21 protein-coding genes are annotated in these 22,389 nt (G+C 75.6%); 11 read left to right on the top strand and 10 right to left on the bottom strand.

The features are described from left to right. Window positions 1–182 precede the first annotated feature (182 nt). Genes ABZ493_RS06075 through ABZ493_RS06060 form a run of 4 tightly spaced genes read left to right on the top strand, consistent with a single transcriptional unit; the run spans window position 183 to window position 3,180 of the window. Window positions 183–1,730, top strand: a complete 1,548-nt coding sequence (locus tag ABZ493_RS06075; RefSeq protein WP_430581338.1) for an acyl-CoA carboxylase subunit beta — start codon at window positions 183–185, stop codon at window positions 1,728–1,730. A gap of 45 nt (window positions 1,731–1,775) precedes the next feature. Further along, complete coding sequence (locus ABZ493_RS06070) at window positions 1,776–2,360, top strand: hypothetical protein (RefSeq protein ID WP_430581278.1); 585 nt, start codon at window positions 1,776–1,778, stop codon at window positions 2,358–2,360. Then, the gene (locus tag ABZ493_RS06065) at window positions 2,357–2,611 is read left to right on the top strand and encodes an acyl-CoA carboxylase epsilon subunit (protein ID WP_430581277.1); all 255 of its coding nucleotides are present in this window, start codon (window positions 2,357–2,359) and stop codon (window positions 2,609–2,611) included. Before ABZ493_RS06070 ends, ABZ493_RS06065 begins: the two co-directional genes overlap by 4 nt. Then, window positions 2,608–3,180 (top strand): hypothetical protein, encoded by a 573-nt coding sequence (locus tag ABZ493_RS06060; RefSeq protein WP_430581276.1) that lies wholly within the window; start codon window positions 2,608–2,610, stop codon window positions 3,178–3,180. Before ABZ493_RS06065 ends, ABZ493_RS06060 begins: the two co-directional genes overlap by 4 nt. A gap of 4 nt (window positions 3,181–3,184) precedes the next feature. Here ABZ493_RS06060 and ABZ493_RS06055 read toward each other — a convergent pair whose 3' ends face one another. Further along, entirely contained in the window at window positions 3,185–4,357 is a 1,173-nt protein-coding gene (locus ABZ493_RS06055; RefSeq protein ID WP_430581275.1) for a glycerate kinase, read from the bottom strand. Between the two features lie 98 nt (window positions 4,358–4,455). On the opposite strand from ABZ493_RS06055, the gene ABZ493_RS06050 reads away from it, so the two are divergent. The 4 genes from ABZ493_RS06050 to ABZ493_RS06035 all read left to right on the top strand — a co-directional run bounded on the left by ABZ493_RS06050 (window position 4,456) and on the right by ABZ493_RS06035 (window position 9,846). Next, complete coding sequence (locus tag ABZ493_RS06050; RefSeq protein WP_430581274.1) at window positions 4,456–6,198, top strand: DUF885 domain-containing protein; 1,743 nt, start codon at window positions 4,456–4,458, stop codon at window positions 6,196–6,198. Between the two features lie 35 nt (window positions 6,199–6,233). Beyond that, on the top strand, window positions 6,234–7,160 hold the full coding sequence (locus ABZ493_RS06045; protein WP_430581273.1) for an AEC family transporter: 927 nt from the start codon (window positions 6,234–6,236) through the stop codon (window positions 7,158–7,160). 17 nt (window positions 7,161–7,177) lie between these two features. Beyond that, window positions 7,178–7,867, top strand: a complete 690-nt coding sequence (locus ABZ493_RS06040) for a nucleoside triphosphate pyrophosphatase (protein ID WP_430581272.1) — start codon at window positions 7,178–7,180, stop codon at window positions 7,865–7,867. 188 nt (window positions 7,868–8,055) lie between these two features. Beyond that, the gene (locus ABZ493_RS06035) at window positions 8,056–9,846 is read left to right on the top strand and encodes a biotin carboxylase N-terminal domain-containing protein (protein WP_430581271.1); all 1,791 of its coding nucleotides are present in this window, start codon (window positions 8,056–8,058) and stop codon (window positions 9,844–9,846) included. Between the two features lie 42 nt (window positions 9,847–9,888). Here the strand turns inward: ABZ493_RS06035 and ABZ493_RS06030 are convergent, their stop codons facing one another. Continuing rightward, complete coding sequence (locus ABZ493_RS06030; protein WP_430581270.1) at window positions 9,889–11,253, bottom strand: MFS transporter; 1,365 nt, start codon at window positions 11,251–11,253, stop codon at window positions 9,889–9,891. A gap of 29 nt (window positions 11,254–11,282) precedes the next feature. Here ABZ493_RS06030 and ABZ493_RS06025 point away from each other — a divergent pair, with 29 nt between their 5' ends. After that, window positions 11,283–11,810: an NUDIX hydrolase gene (locus ABZ493_RS06025; protein ID WP_430581269.1), complete on the top strand. Its 528-nt coding sequence runs from the start codon at window positions 11,283–11,285 to the stop codon at window positions 11,808–11,810. Here ABZ493_RS06025 and ABZ493_RS06020 read toward each other — a convergent pair. Next, window positions 11,800–13,203, bottom strand: a complete 1,404-nt coding sequence (locus ABZ493_RS06020) for an NAD(P)H-quinone dehydrogenase (protein WP_430581337.1) — start codon at window positions 13,201–13,203, stop codon at window positions 11,800–11,802. The two genes, ABZ493_RS06025 and ABZ493_RS06020, sit on opposite strands and share 11 nt — an antisense overlap. A 185-nt stretch (window positions 13,204–13,388) precedes the next feature. Here ABZ493_RS06020 and ABZ493_RS06015 point away from each other — a divergent pair, with 185 nt between their 5' ends. Together ABZ493_RS06015 and ABZ493_RS06010 are read left to right on the top strand one after the other, a co-directional pair. After that, entirely contained in the window at window positions 13,389–14,240 is an 852-nt protein-coding gene (locus ABZ493_RS06015) for a purine-nucleoside phosphorylase (RefSeq protein ID WP_430581268.1), read from the top strand. A 40-nt stretch (window positions 14,241–14,280) separates the two neighbouring features. Further along, entirely contained in the window at window positions 14,281–16,128 is a 1,848-nt protein-coding gene (locus tag ABZ493_RS06010) for a phospho-sugar mutase (protein WP_430581267.1), read from the top strand. A 61-nt stretch (window positions 16,129–16,189) separates the two neighbouring features. On the opposite strand, the gene ABZ493_RS06005 is transcribed toward ABZ493_RS06010, so the two are convergent. The 7 genes from ABZ493_RS06005 to ABZ493_RS05975 form a co-directional block, all read right to left on the bottom strand. Next, on the bottom strand, window positions 16,190–17,029 hold the full coding sequence (locus ABZ493_RS06005; RefSeq protein WP_430581266.1) for an SIP domain-containing protein: 840 nt from the start codon (window positions 17,027–17,029) through the stop codon (window positions 16,190–16,192). Window positions 17,030–17,112: 83 nt separating this feature from the next. After that, window positions 17,113–18,660, bottom strand: a complete 1,548-nt coding sequence (locus tag ABZ493_RS06000; protein ID WP_430581265.1) for a hypothetical protein — start codon at window positions 18,658–18,660, stop codon at window positions 17,113–17,115. Window positions 18,661–18,673: 13 nt separating this feature from the next. Next, window positions 18,674–19,333, bottom strand: coding sequence for an ATP-binding cassette domain-containing protein (locus ABZ493_RS05995; RefSeq protein ID WP_430581264.1), 660 nt, complete (start codon window positions 19,331–19,333; stop codon window positions 18,674–18,676). 10 nt (window positions 19,334–19,343) lie between these two features. Continuing rightward, window positions 19,344–20,075 (bottom strand): deoxyribose-phosphate aldolase, encoded by a 732-nt coding sequence (gene deoC / locus ABZ493_RS05990; RefSeq protein WP_430581263.1) that lies wholly within the window; start codon window positions 20,073–20,075, stop codon window positions 19,344–19,346. Further along, window positions 20,072–21,187, bottom strand: a complete 1,116-nt coding sequence (locus ABZ493_RS05985) for an adenosine deaminase (RefSeq protein ID WP_430581262.1) — start codon at window positions 21,185–21,187, stop codon at window positions 20,072–20,074. The genes deoC and ABZ493_RS05985 overlap by 4 nt, the downstream gene beginning before the upstream one ends. 19 nt (window positions 21,188–21,206) lie before the next feature. After that, entirely contained in the window at window positions 21,207–21,461 is a 255-nt protein-coding gene (locus tag ABZ493_RS05980; RefSeq protein ID WP_430581261.1) for a hypothetical protein, read from the bottom strand. 73 nt (window positions 21,462–21,534) lie between these two features. Next, the gene (locus tag ABZ493_RS05975) at window positions 21,535–22,365 is read right to left on the bottom strand and encodes a hypothetical protein (RefSeq protein ID WP_430581260.1); all 831 of its coding nucleotides are present in this window, start codon (window positions 22,363–22,365) and stop codon (window positions 21,535–21,537) included. Window positions 22,366–22,389 lie beyond the last annotated feature (24 nt).

Here is a 22,389-nt window from a genome sequence, read left to right as displayed (position 1 = left end):
GGAGCGGCCGACGATTGTGGGGTCCCTCCAAAGAATCCGGGCGGGTCGCAGCCTGTCGCGCATCGATGCGTGGCAACCCACCAACTAGGGTCGGTCGGGTGAACGACGCCACCCCCTCGACCGGCCCCTCGACCAGCGCCGAGCCGACCGCCCCTGCCGGCACCGCCGCCAAGCTCGCCGACCTGGAGCGCCGTCGGGCCGAGGCCGTGACCGCCGCGGAGGAGAACGCGAAGGCCCGGCAGCACCCGCGCGGCAAGAAGACGGCTCGCGAGCGCATCGAGTCGCTGCTCGACGAGGGCAGCTTCGTCGAGCTGGACGCGCTGGCCAAGCACCGCAGCCGCAACTTCGGCCTGGACAAGCGCCGCGTCGCGGGCGACGGCGTCGTGACCGGGCACGGCACGATCGACGGTCGCCAGGTGTGCGTGTTCAGCCAGGACTTCACGGTCTTCGGCGGCTCGCTGGGCGAGGTGCACGGCCAGAAGATCGCCAAGGTGCAGGACCTCGCGCTGCGCACGGGCGTGCCGATCATCGGCATCTCGGACGGCGGCGGCGCGCGCATCCAGGAGGGCGTGGCCGCGCTGACGCAGTTCGCGGAGATGTTCCGGCGCAACGTGGCGGCGTCGGGCGTGATCCCGCAGATCTCGCTCATCCTCGGCCCCAGCGCGGGCGGCGCCGTCTACTCCCCCGCCCTGACCGACTTCATCGTCATGGCCGACGGCACGTCGAACATGTTCATCACCGGCCCGGACGTGATCCGCACGGTGACGGGCGAGGACGTCGACTTCGAGACCCTCGGCGGCGCCCGCACCCACAACGCGACGTCGGGCGTGGCGCACTACCTGGGCGCGGACGAGGACGACGCGATCGACTACGTGCGCCACCTCGTGGGCTACCTGCCGCAGAACAACCTGGGCGACGCACCGTCGTTCCCGCCCGAGGACGAGACGCCGCTGGAGGTCACGGAGGACGACGAGGCGCTCGACGTCATCGTCCCCGACAGCGACAACCAGCCCTACGACATGCGCGCCGTCGTCGAGACGGTCCTCGACCCCGAGTCGTTCCTCGAGGTGCAGCCGCTGTTCGCGCAGAACGTGCTGATCGGGTTCGGCCACGTCGAGGGCCAGTCGGTCGGCATCATCGCCAACCAGCCGCTGTCCATGGCCGGCACGCTCGACATCGACGCCGCGGAGAAGGCCGCCCGGTTCGTGCGCACGTGCGACGCGTTCAACCTGCCCGTGCTGACCTTCGTCGACGTCCCCGGCTTCCTGCCCGGCGTCGGCCAGGAGCACCAGGGCATCATCCGCCGCGGCGCCAAGCTCATCTACGCGTACGCCGAGGCGACCGTGCCGCTGGTCACCGTCATCACGCGCAAGGCGTACGGCGGCGCGTACATCGTCATGGGTTCCAAGCAGCTCGGCGCGGACGTCAACCTCGCCTGGCCGACGGCGCAGGTCGCGGTGATGGGCGCGTCCGGCGCGGTGAACATCCTGCAGCGCTCGGCGCTCAAGGAGGTCGCGGAGTCCGGCGGCGACGTCGAGGCGGAGCGCCAGCGCCTCACGGACGAGTACACCGAGGCGATCGTCAACCCGTGGGACGCCGCCGAGCGCGGCTACGTGGACGCCGTCATCCGCCCGTCGGAGACGCGCGTGCAGGTGGTGCGCGCGCTGCGCGCCCTCCGCACGAAGCGCGCCAGCCTGCCGCCCAAGAAGCACGGCAACATCCCCCTGTGACACCGTCGGTGGTTGAGCGCCGTCGAAACCGGGAAGAATGAGCAGATGAGCCACGAGGACGCCACGCACGGACCCGCCCCGCTGGGGTCGGTCGACCCCGAGCCGATGCACCGCGCCGTCGACGCGCTGGCAGCCGCCCTGCACGAGTACGTGCAGACCGCGGTCGGCGTACGCGCCGAGTTCGGCGCCTCCGAGGCGGACGAGGACCCGCGCGTGCTCGCGCTGGAGAACCGGGTGGGCCAGCTCAACGCCGCCGTCTTCGACGCGCTGCACGACGGGCTCGGCATGCACCCCGACCTCACCAGCTCGGTGTGGGAGGGCGACGACGAGGAGGACGAGCACACCCACGACGCCCCGGAGGGCGCCGTGCCGGCGGAGGTGTTCTACCTCGGCTTCGTCGTGGCCGACCCGGCGCCCGGCTCGCCCGGCACCCTGGACGGCGTCGTCGAGCTGCTCGACGAGGCCGGCGGCGACGTCGCGCAGCGCCTGTTCGACGGCGGCTACGAGGTCGCGGAGTGGGCGACGTCGCGCGGCGCGGCGGTGGAGTTCGGCGACGACGACCTCGACGACGAGCTGGACGACGAGCTGGACGACGAGGACGGCGACGACCCGCTCGGGGGTGCGCGATGACCGACGACACGACGAACAGCGTGCACGTCGTGCGCGGGCGGCCCGACGACGTCGAGGTCGCCGCCCTGGTGGCGGGGCTCGCGGCGGTCGCGTCGGCGACCGGCCTGCCCGACGACGAGGCCCCCGTCGAGGAGTGGACCAACCGCGCCCGCACGGTGCGCGGCAACGGCGCGGGCGTCACGGCGAAGAGCTTCGGCGGCCGCTGGGGCCGCCACAACGCCGACGCGTGGCGCTGGAGCCTGCACTCGTGAGCGTCGTCTGGCAGCAGGTCGCCTCCGCCGACGAGGTCGACGCGCCGCTGGAGGAGCTACCCGCTCCCCCGCGCCCGGGCTGGCTGCGACGGTGGCTGTGGGCGCCCGCGCTGGTCGTGACGGCCGCCCTCTACGTGCTGCGGCGCACGATCGAGAACCCGTCCGGCGAGCTCGAGCTCTGGCTGTTCATGGCCATGCTCGCGGGCCTCATGGTCACGGCCGTCGCCGCCCTGGTGCGCTACCGGGACGACCAGCGGCAGGCCGGCGAGGGGCGCGACGCCGCGGCGTTCGGCGCGGACACGCGGTCGGCCACCGGGTCGGTCTCCGTGAACGAGCGCCGCACGAGCTCCGGCCTGCTGCTCAGCGGCCTGGTGTCCTACCCGACGGACGACGGCACGGCCGACCGCGCGTTCTCGCACCTGGTGCGCCCGGACGACGAGGAGCGGCTCCCCCCGCCGCGCGACGGCGACCCGGTCGCCGTGTGGTGGGCGCCCGGCACCGAGACCGTCGTGGTGCGGTACCACCGCGCTTGGGCCGACGCCGTCCGCCGCCGCACCCGCAAGCGCTGACGCGTCAGCGCGAGGCGCGCCCCGCCGCGAAGAGCCGGCACGCGTGCGCGGCGGTGCGCTCCAGCTCGACCACGGCATCGCGGGAGAGCTCGGCGAGCGTGCGCGGCCCGGGCGCGAGGGAGAACGCCGCGGCGATCCCGGCCTCCGCGACCTGGGCGGCCGTGAGCTCCACGCCGCCCGCCACGACGACGACCGCCGCGCGGCCGGCCACGAGCCGCACCACGGTGTCCACGACCTTGCCGTGCAGCGACTGCTCGTCGAGGCGGCCCTCCCCGGTGAGCACGAGGTCGGCGCCCTCGAGCGCCCCCGAGAGCCCCACCGCCTCGGCGACCAGCTCCCCGCCGGGCACCAGCTCGGCGCCGAGCGCGGCCGACAGGCCCACCGGCAGCCCGCCGGACGCCCCGGCGCCCGGCAGATCGCGCGCGTCGTGACCGGTCGCGGCGGCGAGGGCGTCGGCGAGGTGCGCGAGCCCGTCGTCGAGCACCACGACGTCCTCCGGCGTCGCGCCCTTCTGCGGACCGAAGACGGCGGCGGCGCCGCGCGGCCCGAGCAGCGGGTTGTCGACGTCGCACGCGATGCGCCACCGCAGGGCGCGGGCGCGAGGGTCGAGGCCGGACAGGTCGACGGCGGCCAGGGCGCGCAGGCCGCCACCGCCCGGAGGGACGGGGGCGCCGGCCGCGTCGTGGAACCGGGCGCCGAGGTCGGACAGGAGCCCCGCCCCGCCGTCGGTCGAGGCCGACCCGCCGACGAACAGCACGACCTCCTCGGCGTCCGCGGCGGCGTCGAGCGCGGCGAGGACGACCGACCCGACGCCGTGGCTGGTCGCGTCGAGCGGGCGCAGCGCGACGTCGGACACCTTCGGCAGCCCGTACGCCTCCGCCGCCTCGACCGCGAGGGTGCGGCCGTCGGGCGAGACGCCGTAGCGCGCCGTGGTCGGGCGCCCGAGGGCGTCGGTGGTGGCACAGGTGCGCGGCTCGGTGCCCCACGCCCCGAGGATCGCGTCGAGCGTGCCCTCTCCGCCGTCCGCGAACGGCACGGCGCGCACGTCGGCGTCGTCGCCCAGGGCGGCGCGGGCCCCGGCCGCGAGCGCCCGGGCCACCTCGGTCGCGGTGGCGCTGCCCTTGAACGAGTCGGGGGCGACCACGACGCGGAGGGGCGGACGGGCGGTGGCATTCACGTCTTCGTTCTTCACGGCATCGTGCACGGGCACAGACCGTACCCGTAAGGCCGGAATGACGGCGCGCCGTCTCGGGCCGGGTCGATAGGGTGCGTGCTGTGACCTCGAGCACCCCCTCCTCGCCCCGCACCCCCTCCGCGGTCGACGCCGTCGCCGACGCGTACGTCGCCCGGTCCGCCGAGCTCGACCCGCTGCTCGCCACCGCGATCGGGCTGCCGGGTCACGACCACCGCATGACCGACCTGTCCCCCGCCGGGCACGAGGCGCGCGCCGAGTCGGACCGCGCCGTCCTGCGCGAGCTGGACGCGGCCGAGCGCGACGGCGGCCCGTTGGACACCGTCGACCGGGTCACCCTGGCCGCGATGCGCGAGCGGGTGGGCCTGGCGCTCGAGCTGCACGACGCCGGCGAGCCGCTGGCGAGCCTCAACAACATCGAGTCGCCGGTGCAGCAGCTGCGCGACGTCTTCGACCTCATGCCCACCGGCTCGGTGGAGGCGTGGGAGAACGTCGCCGCGCGCCTCAATGCCGTGCCCGACGCGATCGACGGCTACGTCGCGTCGCTCACCGAGGCCGCGCGGCGCGGCCAGGTCGCCGCGATCCGCCAGGTGCGCGAGGGCGTGTCCCAGTCGCGCGAGCTCGCGGGCCTCGACGGGCACGACTCGTTCTTCGACGGCCTCGTGCGCAGCGACGACGCCGACGCCGTGCTGGACGAGTCGGGCGCGTGCAGCCTCGTGCGCGCCGAGCTGGAGCGCGGCGCGCACGCCGCCCGCGACGCCTACGCACGCCTCGCCGAGTTCCTCGAGCGCGACCTCGCGCCGCAGGCGCCGGAGCGCGACGCCGTGGGCCGCGACCGCTACGCGCGCTTCTCCCGCGAGTTCCTCGGCGCCGAGGTGGACCTCGACGAGACGTACGAGTGGGGCCTGGACGAGCTGGCCCGGATCGTCGCCGAGCAGGAGTCCGTGGCCCGCGAGATCGCCGGTCCCGGCGCGAGCGTCGAGGACGCCGTCGCCGCGCTGGACGCCGACCCGGCTCGCACGCTGCACGGCACCGACGCGCTGCGGCGTTGGATGCAGGAGACCGCGGACGCCGCCATCGAGGACCTCGCCGGCACGCACTTCGACATCGAGGGCCCGGTGCGCACCATCGAGTGCCGCATCGCGCCGACCCAGACGGGCGGCATCTACTACACGCCACCGAGCGACGACTTCTCCCGCCCCGGGCGCATGTGGTGGTCCGTGCCCGCCGACGTCACCGAGTTCAACACCTGGCGCGAGAAGACCACCGTCTACCACGAGGGCGTGCCGGGCCACCACCTGCAGTGCGCGGCCGCCGTCGTCGCCCGGGACACGCTCAACTCGTGGCGCCGCCTCATGTGCTGGGTCTCCGGGCACGGCGAGGGTTGGGCCCTGTACGCCGAGCGGCTCATGGCCGACCTCGGCCACCTCGACGACCCGGGCGACCGGTTCGGCATGCTCGACGCGCAGCGCATGCGCGCCGCCCGCGTGGTGCTCGACATCGGCGTGCACCTCGGCAAGCCGGCCCCCGAGCAGTGGGGCGGCGGGGTGTGGGACGCGGAGAAGGCGTGGCCGTTCCTCAAGGCCAACGTCAACATGCCGGAGTCGTTCGTACGCTTCGAGCTCAACCGCTACCTGGGCTGGCCCGGCCAGGCGCCGTCGTACAAGGTGGGCCAGCGGCTGTGGGAGCAGGCGCGCGACGACGCCCGGACGGCGGCGCAGGCGCGCGGCGAAGCGTTCGACCTGCGGGCGTTCCACGCCCACGCACTCAGTCTCGGGTCGGTGGGCCTGGACGTGCTGACCGGCGCCCTGCGCGACGCCCGCTGACGCGGCGCGCACCCCCGCCCCGCATCTGGTCCGGCATGGAAGGCATCCTCACCGGCTTCGCGATCATCGGCGTGGTCATCGCCGTCGGGTACGTCGCGGCGCGCCTGCGCCTCGGCGGGCCCGACGCCCGGACCGCGCTGAACCGCATCGGGTTCTTCGTCGCCAGCCCCGCGCTGCTGTTCACGGTCATCGCGGATGCCGACGTCGGCGACCTCTTCCAGGCGCCGCTGCTCGTGCAGGCGATCGCCGCGGTGGCTGTGGCCGCGGTGTTCGTCGTCGTCAACCTGCTGTGGCTGCGCCGCCCGGCCACGGAGGCGACGATCGGCGCCGTCTCGGCCGGCTACGTGAACGCCAACAACATCGGCCTGCCCGTCGCCGTGTACGTGCTGGGCGACCCTGCCGCCGTCGTGCCGGTGATCCTGCTGCAGCTGCTGATCCTCGCGCCCGTGACGCTGCTGGTGCTCGACGCCCAGACGTCGGGGCGGGTGTCGGTGGGGTTCGTGCTGGCGCAGCCGGTGCGCAACCCGATCATCCTGGGCTCGCTGGCGGGCGCGGTGGTGTCGCTGACGGGGTGGAGCGTCCCGGCCCCCGTGCTCGCGCCGCTGGAGATCCTGGGAGGCGCGGCCGTGCCGATGATCCTCCTCGCCTTCGGGATGTCCCTGCACGGGTCGCGCCCGTTCCAGCAGCCGGGCGGGCGGACGGCCGTCGTGGTGGCGTCGGTGCTCAAGGCCGCGGTCATGCCGGCGGTCGCCTTCGTGCTCGCGCGGTACGCGTTCGGGCTGGACCCCGCGCAGGTGGCGACAGCCGTGACCCTCGCCGCGCTCCCCGTGGCGCAGAACGTGTACAACTACGCGGCGCGGTTCCGTACCGGGGAGCTGCTCGCCCGGGACACCATCCTGGTCACGACCGTCGCGTCGCCCGTCGTCCTGCTGGTGTCGTCGCTGCTGCTGCACACCGGCTGACTGGTTAGGGTGCGCACGTGCCTGCCTCCACCGCGCCCGTCCGCCTCGTCCTCGCCTCGCAGTCCCCCGCCCGTCTGGCCACGCTGGCAGCAGCCGGCGTCACGCCGCGGGTCGTCGTCTCGTCCGTCGACGAGCCTGCCGTGCTCGACGCCGCGCGCGCCGGGTTCGGCGGCGACCTCGAGCCCGCCGACGCCGTCCTCGTGCTGGCCCAGGCCAAGGCGGAGGAGGTGAGCGCCCGTCTCGAGGACGACTCCGCGGACAGCCGGGAGTTCGAGGCGTCCGCCCTCGTGCTCGGCTGCGACTCGATGCTCGAGCTGGACGGGGAGATCCTCGGCAAGCCCGCGGACGCCGAGGACGCCCGCCGCCGCTGGCGCGCGATGCGCGGCCGCGCGGCGGTGCTGCACACGGGCCACTGGCTCGTGGACGCCCGCGACCCCGACGACGGCGGCACCGGCGGCACGCTCGGCGCGTCGTCGTCGACCACCGTGCACTTCGCCGACGTCGACGACGAGGAGATCGACGCCTACGTCGCGACCGGCGAGCCCCTGCACGTGGCCGGCGCGTTCACGATCGACGGCCTCGGCGGCCCGTACGTGGACCGGATCGAGGGCGACCACCACGGCGTCGTCGGCCTCAGCCTGCCGCTGCTGCGGGAGCTGCTCGGCGAGCTCGACATCCCCTGGCGCTCGCTCCGCGACCCCCGCTGAGCGCTGCCGACACCTCACCGGGGCCACTGTCGAAACCACCAACTCCAGGCGCGCCGGACACCCCCTGACCGCCGGGTCCATGTGGGATCCCTCCAAACGGCCCGGATCGTCGTTGGTACCCGGCACAGACTTCTCCCCGGGCGTCGCGCGGGTGCCGGAGGACGGCGGCGCACGCGTTACCGTGAGCCGTGCCCACCATCAGCAAGGTCCTCGTCGCGAACCGCGGCGAGATCGCCGTCCGCATCGCCCGTGCCTGCACCGACGCCGGGATCGCCTCCGTCGCCGTCTACGCCGACTCCGACCGGGACGCGCTGCACGTCCGGCTCGCGGACGAGGCGTTCGCGCTGCAGGGCCAGCGCGCGGCCGACACCTACCTCGACGTCGAGAAGCTGCTCGACGTCGCGCGCCGCTCGGGCGCGGACGCGGTGCACCCCGGCTACGGGTTCCTGTCGGAGAACGCGCAGTTCGCGCAGGCCGTGCTCGACGCCGGCCTCGTGTGGATCGGCCCGCCGCCCGCGGCCATCGAGTCCCTCGGCGACAAGGTCAGCGCGCGGCACATCGCGCAGGCCGCCGGCGCCCCGCTCGTGCCCGGCACCGCCGACCCCGTGCAGGGCGCGGACGAGGTGCACGCCTTCGCCGCCGAGCACGGGCTGCCGATCGCGATCAAGGCGGCGTTCGGCGGCGGCGGCCGCGGCCTGAAGGTCGCCCGTAGCGCGGACGAGATCGACGAGCTGTACGAGTCCGCGGTGCGCGAGGCCGTCGCCGCGTTCGGCCGCGGCGAGTGCTTCGTGGAGCGGTACCTCGACCGGCCCCGGCACGTCGAGACGCAGTGCCTGGCCGACGCGCACGGGAACGTCGTGGTGGTCTCCACCCGCGACTGCTCGCTGCAGCGCCGCCACCAGAAGCTCGTCGAGGAGGCGCCCGCGCCGTACCTCACGCCGGAGCAGGAGGCCGAGCTCGACCGCGCGTCGCGGGCCATCCTCGCCGAGGCCGGGTACGTGGGCGCCGGCACCTGCGAGTTCCTCGTCGGGACGGACGGCACCCTGTCGTTCCTCGAGGTCAACACGCGCCTGCAGGTGGAGCACCCGGTCACCGAGGAGGTCACCGGCATCGACCTGGTGCGCGAGCAGCTGCGCATCGCCGCCGGCGAGCCGCTGGGCTACGACTCCACCACCGTGCGGGGCCACTCGTTCGAGTTCCGCATCAACGGCGAGGACCCGGCCGCGGGCTTCCTGCCCTCCCCCGGCACGGTCTCCACGCTGCGCTGGCCGTCCGGCCCGGGCGTGCGCGTCGACACCGGCGTCGTCGAGGGCGACACGGTCTCCGGCGCGTTCGACTCGATGATCGCCAAGATGATCGTCACGGGCGCCACCCGCGAGCAGGCGGCCCAGCGCGCCCGCCGCGCGCTGCGCGAGCTCGAGGTCGCGGGCATCCCCACCGTCGTCCCGTTCCACCGCGCGGTGATGGAGGCCGAGGACTTCGTCCCCACCGACGGCTCGGCGTTCCGCGTGCACACGCGCTGGATCGAGACCGACTTCGCGGACGAGCTGAGCCGGCTCGCCCCGGCCGCGCCCGCCCCGGTGCCCGACGCCGAGGAGCCGGCCGAGGAGCTGGCCGAGCGCGTCGTCGTCGAGGTCGGCGGCCGTCGCCTCGAGGTCGTGCTCCCCGCGGGCCTCGGCGTGGCCGCCGGTCGCGCCCGGCGCGCGAGCGCCGCCCGCCGCCCCGCACGCCGCGGCAACGGCCGCACGTCCTCCGCCGCGAGCGGCGCGACCCTCGCCTCGCCCATGCAGGGCACGATCGTCAAGGTCGCCGTCGAGGACGGCGCCCAGGTGGCCGAGGGCGACCTCGTCGTCGTGCTCGAGGCCATGAAGATGGAGCAGCCGCTGCTGGCGCACAAGGCCGGCACCGTGCGGTCGCTGTCCGCCGCCCCCGGCGACGGCGTCACCGCCGGCGCCGCCATCTGCGAGATCGTCGACTGACCCGAGGTAGTACGAGACCCCGTGAGGTAGTACGAGTCCGTACTACCTCACGGGGTCTCGTACTACCTCGGCGGGCTCGGCCGGGCGGGCGATGGCGGCCAGCGACCGGCGCGCGGACGGGACGGACAGCACGGCCGTGATGAAGGCGACGAGCAGCGCGCCGGCGACGACGAGCAGCACCTGCACGGAGTAGCGGTCGGCGAGCGGACCGAAGACCACCATGCTCAGCGGCATGGCGACGGTCATGACGATGCCGACGAAGCCGAAGACGCGGCCCTGCATCTCGGGCTCCACGGTCTCCTGGAGGATCGCCATGCTGGGGGCGGACATCAGCGTGAACGTGACGCCGACGAACAGGCCGAGCACGTAGAACACCCACAGGTTGGTCGACAGCCCCAGGCCGAGGGTGAACACGCCCGCCCCGAGGGTGGCGAGCACGATCAGTGCGACACGGTTCTTCACCCGGGTGCCGAGCACCGCCATCGCGAGGCCCCCCGCGAGCATCCCGGCGGCCCAGAACACCTCGTTGGTGGTGAGCTTCCAGACCTCGTCGCCGAACGTCCGGGTCACCATGAGAGGTGTGAGGTAGGACGGCGCCCCGATGAGCACCATGGTCGTGGCGAAGATCGTCATCAGCCACTTCACGGCGCCGTGCCCGCGGATGTAGCGGACGCCCGCGGCCAGGTCGCCGAAGTAGCTGGGCTTCTCCGGGGCCGCGCCGCCCGCGGGGGCGGCGTCGTCGTGCCGGACCAGTCGCGGCACGGTGACCAGCAGGAGCATGCCGATGCCGAGCACGGCGGTGACGACGTCGACGAAGAACACCGCGACGATGTCGAAGCTCGCGTAGATCGCCGCGGCGACCACGGGGGCGAGCAGCATCATGCCGGACTGGATGGACTGGTTGATCCCGTTGATGCGGATGAGCTGCGACGCCGGCACGATCTGCGGCACCATCGCGTTCACCGCGGGCGTCTGGATCCCCGCGAAGGTGGAACGGACGGCGAGCGCCACGTAGATCAGCCACAGGTCGTCGACGCCCGACAGCATGAGCAGCGCGAGCGCCAGCGTGATCGTCGCGATGGCGCTGTCCGCGCCGATGATCAGCAGCTTGCGGGAGTGCCGGTCGGCCCACACCCCGCCGAAGATCGACATGAACGCCTGCGGCAGCATGCCGAACACGATGCTGAGCATCAGCACCGACCCGGACTGCGTGACGATCGTCAGGTGCCACATGACCGCGAACTGCACGAGCATCGACCCGAGCAGCGAGACCGTCTGGCCGGTGAGGAAGATCGCGACGTTCCGCTTCCAGCCGGGCATCTCGTCGTGGGTGTCGGGTGTCTCGACGTTCATGGTGCTGAAGGACGGTGCGGGGTCGGGGAACTCATCGGTGCCGTGCGCGCTCACCGTCCCATCGTCGCCTGTAGCCTGACCGCGTGCCCAGCCGATTTCCCCCGCGCGAGACCCTCCACCGGCACCCCGGGGACGGCTGGGTGGCCTGCGGCGACCACCGGCACTGGGGCCTCTACGGCGCGGCAGGCCTGCTGCTCGCTCGGCGCGGACCGGGCATCCGAGGCCCGATCGGCCCGGTGACCGACGTCGTGCTGCAGCACCGCGCGGTCTGGTCGGACCAGGGCGGCACGTGGGGCGTGCCGGGCGGCGCGCTGGCCCCGGACGAGACGCCCGTGGAGGGCGCCCTCCGGGAGAGCCTCGAGGAGGCGGCCGTGGAGCCCCGGACGGTGCACGTGCTCGGCACGCACGTCCTCGACCACGGTCCGTGGGCCTACACGACGGTGCTGGCGGACGTGATGCCGGGCGCCCGCGTGACGCCCGGGGCGGCCGACCCCGAGAGCCTCGAGGTGCGATGGGTCGCGGTCGACGAGGTGCAGACCCTCCCGCTGCTGCCCGCGTTCGCGGCCGCCTGGCCGGTGCTGCGCGCCCGGTTGGACGACGTCAGGCGCTGAGGCCCTCGCCCGACTGCCCGTGCAGCACGCGGGCGGCCTCGGCGATCGACCCGGACAGCGACGGGTAGACCGTGAAGGAGTCGGCGACGTCGTCCACGGTGAGGCGGTGCGCGACGGCGAGGGTGATCGGGAAGATCAGCTCGCTGGCGCGCGGCGCGACGACGACGCCGCCGAGCACGACGCCGGCGTCCGGGTGCGCGAAGAGCTTCACGAAGCCGTCGCGCATGCCCAGCATCTTGGCGCGCGGGTTGCGCGCCAGCGGCAGCGTCGTGGTGACGTACCGGTAGCCGCGCTCGCGGAGCGTCGACTCGCTGAGGCCGACCGTGGCGATCTCCGGCGCGGTGAAGATGTTGGCGGCGACGCGGCCCGGCTTGAGCGGCGCGACGGCGTCGCCCAGGGCGTGCGACATCGCGATGCGGCCCTGCATGGCCGCGACGGACGCGAGCGGCAGCACGCCGGTGCAGTCGCCCGCGGCGTACACCCCGGGCACGGAGGTGCGCGACACGCGATCCACCTCGACGTGGCCGCTCGCCGAGAGGCGCACGCCCGCCTCCTCGAGGCCGATGCCCGCCGTGGAGGGCACCCCGCCGACGGCGATGAGCACGTGCGAGCCCTCGACGACGCGGCCGTCGGTCAGCGTGACGGCGACGCCGTCCTCGGTACGCACGGCGGACGCGGCGCGCGAGCGGGACATGACGGTCATGCCGCGGGCACGGAAGACGCCCTCCAGCAGCTCGGCCGCGTCCATGTCCTCGCCGGGCAGCACCCGGTCGCGGGAGGAGACGAGCACGACCTGCGACCCGAGGGCCTGGTAGGCGCCGGCGAACTCCGCGCCGGTGACGCCCGACCCGACGACGATCAGCTTCTCCGGCAGCTTGTCGAGGCCGTACAGCTGCGTCCACGTGAGGATGCGCTCGCCGTCCGGGACTGCGGTGGGCAGCGTGCGCGGCGTGGCGCCCACGGCGACCAGCACGGTGTCGGCGTCGAGCGTCGTCGTGCCCGACGCGGTGTCCACGACGACCCGCGACGGGCCGTCGAGCCGGCCCGCGCCGACGACGATGTCCACGCCCTCGCGCTCGAGCCTGGAGTGGATGTCGCGCGACTGCGCGTCGGCGAGCGCGAGCACCCGGGCGTTCACGGCCTCGAGGTCGACCAGGTCGCGACGCTCGCCCGCGGGTGCCTCCCCGCGGACGCCGAGCTCGGGCCCCTGCTCGGCCGTGGTGAACCACTCGGCCGTGGCGATGAGGGTCTTGGAGGGCACGACGTCGGTGAGCACCGCCGCGCCGCCGAGGCCGTGGCGCTCGACGACGGTGACGCGGGCGCCGAGCCGGCGGGCCACGAGGGCGGCCTCGTAGCCGCCCGGGCCGCCGCCGACGACGACGACGTGCGGCAGGCGCGGGTCGGCCTCGGGGACGCCGGGGGTGGCGGCGACGGTGGAGGCCGGGCTGTCGGGGGTGGGCGCCGGCGAGGTGTCCGGGGAAGGGGTGTTCACGGAGGGCACGGGGGCCATTGTGTCAGCCCGGGCGGGTGCCTGCGCCGACGCGGCGGCGGTCCCCCGCCCGGACTACCCTCGGGACCATGAGCACCACGAGCCGCAGCGTCGGGGACCTCGACGACCCGACCACCGACCCGTTCGACGTCGCCCGCGCCGCGGCCGACCACATCGCCGAGGCGACCGGGGTGCCCGGTCACGACGTCGCCCTCGTGCTGGGCTCCGGCTGGGGCGGTGCCGCCGAGCTGGTCGGCGACGTCGTCGCGGAGATCCCGACCCACGAGATCCCGGGGTTCGCGAAGCCGTCGGTCGTCGGTCACGTCGCGACCACGCGGTCGGTCCGCGTCGAGCGGCCGGACGGCTCGGTGCGCCACGCGCTCGTCATCGGCGGGCGCACGCACCTGTACGAGGGCAAGGGCGTGCGCCGCGTCGCCCACGGGGTGCGCACCGCGGCCGCCACGGGCTGCGAGACGGTCGTGCTCACCAACGGCTGCGGCGGCCTGCACATCGCGTGGCGGCCGGGCCAGCCGGTGCTCATCCGCGACCACATCAACCTCACGGCGGCCTCCCCGCTCGAGGGGGCGACGTTCGTCGACCTCACCGACCTGTACTCGCCCCGCCTCCGCGAGATCGCCCGGACCGTCGACGCCGACCTGCCGGAGGGCGTCTACGCGCAGTTCCGCGGGCCGCACTACGAGACGCCCGCGGAGGTCAAGATGGCCGGCCTCATGGGCGCGGACCTCGTCGGCATGTCGACCACGCTCGAGGCCATCGCGGCCCGCCACGCCGGCATGGAGGTGCTCGGCATCTCTCTCGTGACCAACCTCGCCGCGGGCATCAGCCCCCAGCCGCTGTCGCACGAGGAGGTGCTGGAGGCCGGCCAGGCCGCCGGCCCGCGCATCAGCGAGCTCCTCGCCCGCATCGTCACCGCCCTGTAAGCGCGCACCGAGCCGAGCACCCGACGGAGGGGACCCCGCCATGAGCCTCGACACCGACGACCCGGCCTTCGAGCCGGCCGCGACGGCGACCGACCTGCCCACCCTGCTCGACGCGGTGGAGCGCTGGATCCGCTACGACGTCGACGACGACGACAAGGCCGAGCTGTCCCGGCTCGCCCAGCAGACGTCGTCCGAGCGGCCGAGCACCCGCGAGCACGCCGTCGCGCTGCTGCGCGACCGGTTCGCGGGCTCGCTCCAGTTCGGCACGGCGGGGCTGCGCGGCGCGATGGCACCCGGCCCGAACCGGATGAACCGCGCGGTCGTCACGACCGCCGCGTCGGGCCTCGGCACGTACCTCACCTCGGTGCTGGGCCGGGGCGTGGCCGCGCGCGTGGTGGTCGGCTACGACGCCCGCGACCGGTCGTCGACGTTCGCCACGGACACCGCCGCGGTGCTCACCGCCGCCGGCCACGAGGTGCTGCTGCTTCCCTCCGCCCTGCCCACGCCGGTGCTGGCCTTCGCCGTGCGCCACCTCGACGCCGACGCGGGCGTCATGGTCACCGCGAGCCACAACCCGGCCCAGGACAACGGCTACAAGGTGTACCTGGGCGGCCGCGTCGTCACGGACGCCGGGCAGGGGGCGCAGATCGTGCCGCCCCACGACGTCCGCATCGCCGAGGCCATCGCCGCCGCGGGGCCGCCGTCGGGCGTCCCCCGGGTGGAGTCGGGCTGGCACGTCCTCGGCCGCGAGGTGGTCGACGCGTACGTCGCGTCCGTGCACGACCTGGCCGAGCGCGCCGGCACGTCCACCGGCCCGACGGAGCGGGCGGCGCTGCGCGTCGTCACGACGTCGCTGCACGGCGTCGGCGGCCGCATCCTCGGGCGGGTGCTGGCCGACGCGGGCTTCACGCGCGTGCTGCCGGTCGAGGAGCAGCTCGACCCGGACCCGGCGTTCCCCACGGTGCGATTCCCCAACCCGGAGGAGCCCGGCGCCATCGACATGGCGGTCGCGCTCGCGGAGGCGCACGCCGACGTGGTCATCGCCAACGACCCCGACGCCGACCGGTGCGCGGTCGCCGTGTACGACCCGAGCCACGGCACGCACCAGGGCGCCGAGACGGCCCGTTCGCACGGCTGGCGGATGCTGCACGGCGACGAGGTGGGCGCCCTGCTCGGGCGGGAGGCGGTGCGCCGCATCGCCCGCGGCGACGTGCCCGCGCCGGACGGCTCCGACGTGGGCCCGGTCGTGGCCTCCTCTGTCGTGTCGTCGCGGGTGCTGTCCTCGATCGCCGTCCGCTACGGGGTCGGGCACGCGACGACCCTCACGGGCTTCAAGTGGATCGCGCGCACCCCCGGGCTGGTCTTCGGGTACGAGGAGGCGCTGGGCTACTGCGTGGACCCGGCCCACGTGCGCGACAAGGACGGGCTCAGCACCGCCGTGCTCGTGGCGCTGCTCGCCGCCCGGGAGAAGGCCGCCGGCCGTACGCTCGTGGACGCGCTGGACGACGTCGCCCGCGAGAACGGACTCTTCGTCACCGACCAGCTCTCCGTCCGGTTCGACGACCTGTCCCGCATCCCCGACACGATGGCGCGGCTGCGCACCTCGCCGCCGCGCACGCTCGCCGGGGCGGGCGTCGCCGAGGTGCTCGACCTCTCCGACGGCATCGACGGCCTGCCGCCCACGGACGGCATCGTGCTGCTCGGGGCCGACGACACGCGCGTCGTGGTGCGGCCCAGCGGCACCGAGCCGAAGGTGAAGTGCTACCTGGAGGTCGTGGAGCCCGTGGCCCCGGACGCGTCGGCGATCGACGTCGGCCGCCTGCGCGTCGCGGCGCACAAGAAGCTCGACCGGATCAAGGCCGACCTCCGGACGGCGCTCGGCCTCTGACTCTCGCCCCCAGCCGACCGGTTCAGCCGACCGGTTCAGCCGACCGGTTCAGCCGACCGGTTCAGCCGACCGGCCCGACCATGGCGGCGTCGTCCTGGTCGACGGCGGCCTTCCACTCGCCCTTGCGGGCCCGCCAGTCCTCGTCGTCGCTGCCACGACGCCAGTAGCCCGACGCCGACAGCAGCTCGCGCGGCACGCCGAGCTCGGTGCGGACCCAGCGGCGCAGGTCGCGCACCATGCCCGCCTCGCCGTGCAGGAAGACGTGCGGCGCGCCCGCGGGGAGGTCTCCGGCCGCGTGCGCGGCGCGCACGGTGCCGGCGAGGTCGCGGGAGCCGCGGTGCACCCAGGTGAGCGTGAGGTCGGCGGCGCTGACCAGCTCCTGCTCGTCCTCGGGCCCGGGGACCTCGACGACGGCGTGCGCGACGGCGCCGGCGGGGAGCGCCTCGAGCGCCGCGGCGATGGCGGGCAGCGCGGCGTCGTCCCCGACGAGCAGGTGCCACGGCGCCTCCGGGTCGGGCGCGTACCCGGCGCCCGGGCCGAGGAACGTCACCGCCTCCCCCGGCTGCGCCCGCACCGCCCACGGGCCACCCACGCCCTCGTCCCCGTGCACCACGAGGTCGAGGTCCCACTCGGCCTCGCCCGACGCGGCGACGTCCGCGTCGCGCCGGGACCGCACCGTGTACGCGCGCAGCAGGGGACGGCCGTCCGTCAGCTCGCCCAGCACGAGCTTGACGTACGTGTCCGTGTGGCCGGTCGCCTCGACGGCCGCGAGCTCGGGGCCCGCGATCGTGACCCGCACCAGGTGCGGGGTCACCCGGCGGACGGCCGTGACCGTCGCGTGCCGAGGGGTGCGCTTGCGGGCGGGCGGGCCGGCGAGGGCCTGGGGCTGCGTGTCAGACATGGTGAGGCGAGCCTAACTTCTCCGGGTCGCCACTCCGCGTGTGACGTCGCTCACCACGTCGGCCCACGGCGGCTCAGGACGGCTCACGCCCGCGCGAACCGGTGCACCCCGGCCGCCGCGAGGCCGGCGGCGAGGGCCAGGGCGAGCACCGTCGTCGTCGCGCCGGGACCGGCCCGCTGGAGCAGCCAGGCCGCGCCCGCCACCACGAGCCACCCGCGCAGGTACCAGGCGCCCAGCACCAGCATCGACATGTCGCCGTTCGGCGTCATCATCGGTGTGAAGAGCCCGGGCGGTGCCGCCGTCGCGCCAGCCACCCAGACCCGCACCCCCAGCACCAGGACGACGATGCCCGCCGTCGCCGCGGCGACCGGCCACGGCGCCCCCGCGGCGCCCACGACCACGGCGAGCACGCCCGCGGCGGCCGGGACGACCGTGTGCCCGGCGACGGCGCTCGTCGTCGTCCCGGGCAGGAGCGCGCCCGGCTGCGGCTGGGCGGCGAACGCGTGCAGCCCGTCCGCCCACGTCCGCGCCGCACCGTAGAGCAGCAGCGCGCCCGCCACCGCCACGAGCGCCGGGCCGTCGGCGGCGCCGAGCCGCACGAGGAGCGCCCCCGCGCACCCCGCCACGAGCGACAGCGCGAGCGCACCGGGACGACGGCGCAGGCCGAGCAGGTCGCGCGCCGGCAGCGGCACCCTGGCCAGCAGCCACCGTGGCAGGCTAGCCGCGCGCCCCGCGTACGCACGGGGGCCGAGCACGTCCCCCACCGCGCCCGACTCGCCGCCGACCAGGCCGCGCGCGGCGGTCACGGCGCGGGACTGCGCGGCGGCCGCGCGGTCGACGTCGAGCTCGTCCGGCAGCACCCGCACCACCAGCCACGCCGACGCCAGCCCGACGGCGACGACCAGCGCGCCGCCCACGAGGACGCCGGCCCGGGTCGCGGGCGACGGTGCCGGGGCGAGGGCAGGCGGCGCCAGGAGCGTCGCCGCCCCCAAAGCCGCGACCAGCCCGAGCACCAGCAGGAGGAGGGTGACCCCGACGGCGGCGCGTCGTCGTCCCGGCGCCTGCGCCGCCGCGCCGACCGCCAGCGGGATCTGCGCCAGCAGCGCGGCCCCCACCCCCGCGCCGAGGAGCACCCCGGGCTCGGCGAACCCCGGCCCGCCCGCGAGGCCCGCGGCGCCCGCGGTCGCGGCGAAGGCGCCGACGGCCGCGGCGCCGAGGGTGAGCAGCAGCGCGCGGCGACGGAGGACGTCGCGGGGGCGGAACTGGCCGGACAGCGCGAAGGTCGCCTCCGCCGGGCTCGTCCACAGCGGGCCGCCCGCACGGGACGCGGCCAACCCGGCGAGACCGGCGAGGCCGAGCGCCAGCGCCGACCCGGCGACGAGCAGCGCCGCCCGCCCGTCGGCCTCGTCGGGCACCGGCACGGCCGCGGCCGCCTGGGCGAGGGCGCTCCACAGGATCGGCCCGTACACCAGCGCGAGCAGCACCACGCCGTACCCGAGGTAGACGCGGTCGTGCGGGTCCCCGCCGGACTCCGCCGCCCGCACGACCAGCGTCCGGCGCCGCAGCGACGCGGCCCACCGCCGCCAGCGCGGGTACGGGACGCGGGCGCCGTCGTCGACGTGCGCCGTCACGCTCACCGTGCCCTCATCGAGGACCCGGGGCCGCGAGCTCGACCTCCCGGCCGCGGCGGGCCAGGTCGGCACGCAGGTCGGGGTCGTGGGTCGCGACGAGCATCGCGGCGCCGGCGTCCAGCGCGGTGGCGACGAGGCGGCGCGCGACCGCCCGCCAGCGCGCGTCGAGGCGCTGCTCGGGCTCGTCGAGCAGGACGAGGCGGGCGGGTCGGTAGAGCGTCGTGGCGAGGGCGAACATCTGCCCCTCCCCCGACGACAGCTCGCCGGGGAGCTGGTCGCGCACCCGGTCGAGCTCGGCCGCCGCGAGCGCCGTCTCGACGTCGGGGCCCGGGTGCCGGCCCGCCCACGCCGACGCGACGAGCCGCAGGTGCTCGGCGACCGTGAGGTCGGGGTACGCGGACAGCCCGCCCAGCAGCAGCGCGACATCCTCGCGCCGCCGCAGCCGGGCCCGCCCCGCGGGGAGGCCCAGCACGCGGACCTCTCCCGAGGTGGGCTCGTCCTTGCCCGCCACCAGGCGCAGCAGCGTCGACTTGCCGCTGCCGTTGGGCCCGACGACGGCCGCCGCCTCGCCCGGGCCCAGCATCAGCGACGTCGGCGCCAGGACCTGGACGGTGCCGTGCGTGCGCGTCGCGGCCCGGACGTCGACGAGCGGCTCGAGCGGCTCAGCGGCCACCCGGCGGTCCTCAGTAGCCGCTGCCGTCGGCGGGCGCCGCCTGGCCCGCGAAGCCCGCGACCACGCCCGCGGTGCCGGACAGCCCGAGGCGCGTGGCACCGGCGCCGATCATGGCGAGCGCGTCGTCCAGGGTCCGGACCCCGCCCGAGGCCTTGACCCCCAGGGCGCCTCCGACGGTCTGCGCCATGAGCGACACGGCGTGCACGGACGCGCCGCCGGCGGGGTGGAAGCCCGTCGAGGTCTTCACGAAGTCGGCCCCCGCGTCCTGCGCGGCCCGGCACACGGCGACGATCTCGTCGTCCGTGAGCGCGGCCGCCTCGATGATCACCTTCAGCAGGTGCTCGGCGGGCACCGCGGCGCGCACCGCGGCGATGTCGGCCCGGACGGCGTCGAACGCGCCCTCCTTCGCCGCGCCGACGTCGATCACCATGTCCACCTCGTCGGCGCCGTCGGCCACGGACCGGGCGGCCTCGGCCGCCTTCACCGCGCTGACGTGCTTGCCCGACGGGAAGCCGCACACGGTCGCCACCGCGATCCGGCCGGCCGCGACGCGCGCGGCGTGCGCGACGAACGTCGGCGAGATGCAGACCGAGAACACGCCCAGGCGGACGCCCTCCTCGACCAGCGCGGTGACGTCCGCCGTGGTCGCCTCCGGCTTCAGGAGCGTGTGGTCGACGAACCGCGCGAGCGCGAGGGCGTCGGTGGGCAGGCCGGCCTGCCCGGGCTGGGCCGCGTCGTTCATCGCTGCGCTCCCTCGAGCCGCTGGTACCCCGGCAGGATGACGTCGTCGACCAGCGCGCGGCGCTCGTCGTGGTGCATGAAGGCGCTCCACGCGGCGGTCAGCGTCACGTCGGCCAGGTCGTCGATCGTCCAGCCGGCCTCGGTGACCAGCCGCGTCATCTCGTTCGACATGGACGTGCGGGACATGAGCCGGTTGTCCGTGTTGAGCGTGACCGCGAAGTCCAGCTCCTTGAGCCGCGTGATCGGGTGGTCGGCCACCGACGTCGCCGACGTGGCGCCCGTCTGCAGGTTCGACACGGGTGCCACCTCGAGCGCGATCTGGTGGTCGCGCACCCAGTGCGCGAGGCGCCCGAGCTCGGCGCGCCGCTCGCCGTCGTCGTCGAAGCCCTCGTGGAACGTGATGTCCTCGACGATCCGCACGCCGTGGCCGATGCGGTCCGCCTGGCCGAGGTGCACGGCCTCGGCGATCGACGCGGGGCCGGCCGCCTCCCCCGCGTGGATCGTGGTCGGGAAGTCCTGCTCGGCCAGGTAGCGCCAGATCTCCGCGTGCCGCGACGGCGGGAACCCGTCCTCCGGTCCGGCGATGTCGAAGCCCACGACGCCGCGGTCGCGGTACGCCACGGCGAGCTCCGCGATCTCCTGCCAGCGGTCGGTGTGCCGCATCGCGGTCACGAGCTGCCCGACGCGGATGATCTGCCCGCGCGACGCCGCCTCCCGGATGCCCTCGTCGATGCCCGCCTGCACGGCCTCGACCGTCTCCGGCAGCGTCAGCCCGCGGGCCAGGTGCTGCTCCGGCGCCCAACGCTGCTCGGCGTACACGACGCCGTCGGCGGCAAGGTCCAGCACGGCCTCGCGCGCCACGCGCGCCAGGGCGTCGGCCGTCTGCATGACGGCGATGGTGTGGTCGAACGTCTCCAGGTACCGCACCAGCGAGCCGGAGTCGGCGGCCTCGACGAACCACGTGCCGAGCGACTCGGCGTCCGACGCCGGGAGCTCGTGGCCCACCTCGGCGGCGAGCTCGAGGACGGTCTGCGGTCGCAGGCCTCCGTCGAGATGGTCGTGCAGCAGCACCTTGGGCAGGGCAGGGATCAGGTCGACGAGGGCTTGCGTCATGGGGCCAACCTACCGGCGATCACGCGCCGGCGGAGGCCTCGGGATCGTCGAGCCCGGGGACCTCCTGGCTCTGCTCGACGACGTCCGCCTCCGCGGCCTCGCCGTCCAGGTCGGGCCGGGCGTGGCGCGGCTTGTACTCCTCGACGCGGTCACCCGCCTCCGCGACGTCGCCCGTTTCCGCGTCGTCCGTCAGGGCGTCCTCGACCAGGCTCGTGGTGTCGTCGGGGTTCTCCAGCCCGGCGTCCCGCCAGGCGTCGTCCGGGGCTGTGCTCATGGGACTGTCCCTTCGCTCGACGGCGGTGCGCTCCCCATGGTGGCCCCGGCCCCCGCGGCGCGCCAGGGGAACGTCAGCCCCGCGCGTCCCGCGGCAGCAGCGCCCACACCACGTGCTGCCAGCCGCCGAGCGCCGGCGCGAGCGACCGGTCCCCGGTTCTCCGCCCTGCCACGAGCGAGGCGCTCGGCACCGCGTGCAGGCGGCCCGACGACGGCTCGTAGAGCGTCGCGACGCCGTCGCGCACCGTCGTCAGCAGGACGACGTGCCGCGGCACGGCCGCCGACACGCCACCGGCGAGGTCGCCGCCGGTGTAGAGCGGGACGGGCACGCCCGCGGCCGCAGCCTCCACCGCGGCGGCCAGCACGCGCGCGCCCGACCGTCCGCCGACCACGCGATGGGTGTAGCGGACCGGCCCGTACCGGGCCACGCGGGCCGCTCCCCACGGCGGCGTGCCGAGCGCGACGGGCCACGCCGGCAGGCCGCCCGGCCCCCGCGTGGCGCGGGCGTGCAACGTTCGCTGGAACCCGGCGAAGATCTCGGCGGCGCCCGGCGGCCGGCGACTCAGCTCGAGCGCCCGGCGCGGGTCGCCCGCGAGCGCGAGCAGGGCCAGCACCGCCGCGCCACACGTGCGCTCGTCGACCTGCACGGCCGGGGCGACCACGCCGTCCGCCGCGGGGAGCGTCAGCGTGCGCGGGCGACCCGGGGCGGGCTGGGGACCGAGCCGGCCGAGCGGGTCGAGCACCCGTGCCCGCACCGTCGGGGCGAGCGCACCGAGCGCCGGGACGAGGTCGTCGGGCACCTCCGGGCGGGCGAACCGTCCGGAGGGCGGCGGCTCCGGCGGCCGCCCGCCGAACGCGCCCAGCAGCGCGAGGACGTCCGTCGCCCGCAGCGCCCGCACCGCCATCGCCGGAACCTCCCGATCGCCCGG

The sequence above is a fragment of the Isoptericola sp. NPDC019482 genome (genome assembly GCF_040632295.1).
Classification (GTDB): domain Bacteria; phylum Actinomycetota; class Actinomycetes; order Actinomycetales; family Cellulomonadaceae; genus Isoptericola.
The sequence above is the reverse complement of the archived record's forward strand: the minus strand, read 5'-3'. Positions and strand labels throughout refer to the sequence as shown.

Coding starts and splice junctions, on each gene's coding strand:
- ABZ493_RS05975 (WP_430581260.1), bottom strand. CDS start 22,365: ATGGCGGTGCGGGCGCTGCGGGCGACGGACGTCCTCGCGCTGCTGGGC.
- ABZ493_RS06010 (WP_430581267.1), top strand. CDS start 14,281: ATGAGCCTCGACACCGACGACCCGGCCTTCGAGCCGGCCGCGACGGCG.
- ABZ493_RS06005 (WP_430581266.1), bottom strand. CDS start 17,029: ATGTCTGACACGCAGCCCCAGGCCCTCGCCGGCCCGCCCGCCCGCAAG.
- ABZ493_RS06015 (WP_430581268.1), top strand. CDS start 13,389: ATGAGCACCACGAGCCGCAGCGTCGGGGACCTCGACGACCCGACCACC.
- ABZ493_RS05985 (WP_430581262.1), bottom strand. CDS start 21,187: ATGACGCAAGCCCTCGTCGACCTGATCCCTGCCCTGCCCAAGGTGCTG.
- ABZ493_RS06070 (WP_430581278.1), top strand. CDS start 1,776: ATGAGCCACGAGGACGCCACGCACGGACCCGCCCCGCTGGGGTCGGTC.
- deoC (WP_430581263.1), bottom strand. CDS start 20,075: ATGAACGACGCGGCCCAGCCCGGGCAGGCCGGCCTGCCCACCGACGCC.
- ABZ493_RS06045 (WP_430581273.1), top strand. CDS start 6,234: ATGGAAGGCATCCTCACCGGCTTCGCGATCATCGGCGTGGTCATCGCC.
- ABZ493_RS05980 (WP_430581261.1), bottom strand. CDS start 21,461: ATGAGCACAGCCCCGGACGACGCCTGGCGGGACGCCGGGCTGGAGAAC.
- ABZ493_RS06065 (WP_430581277.1), top strand. CDS start 2,357: ATGACCGACGACACGACGAACAGCGTGCACGTCGTGCGCGGGCGGCCC.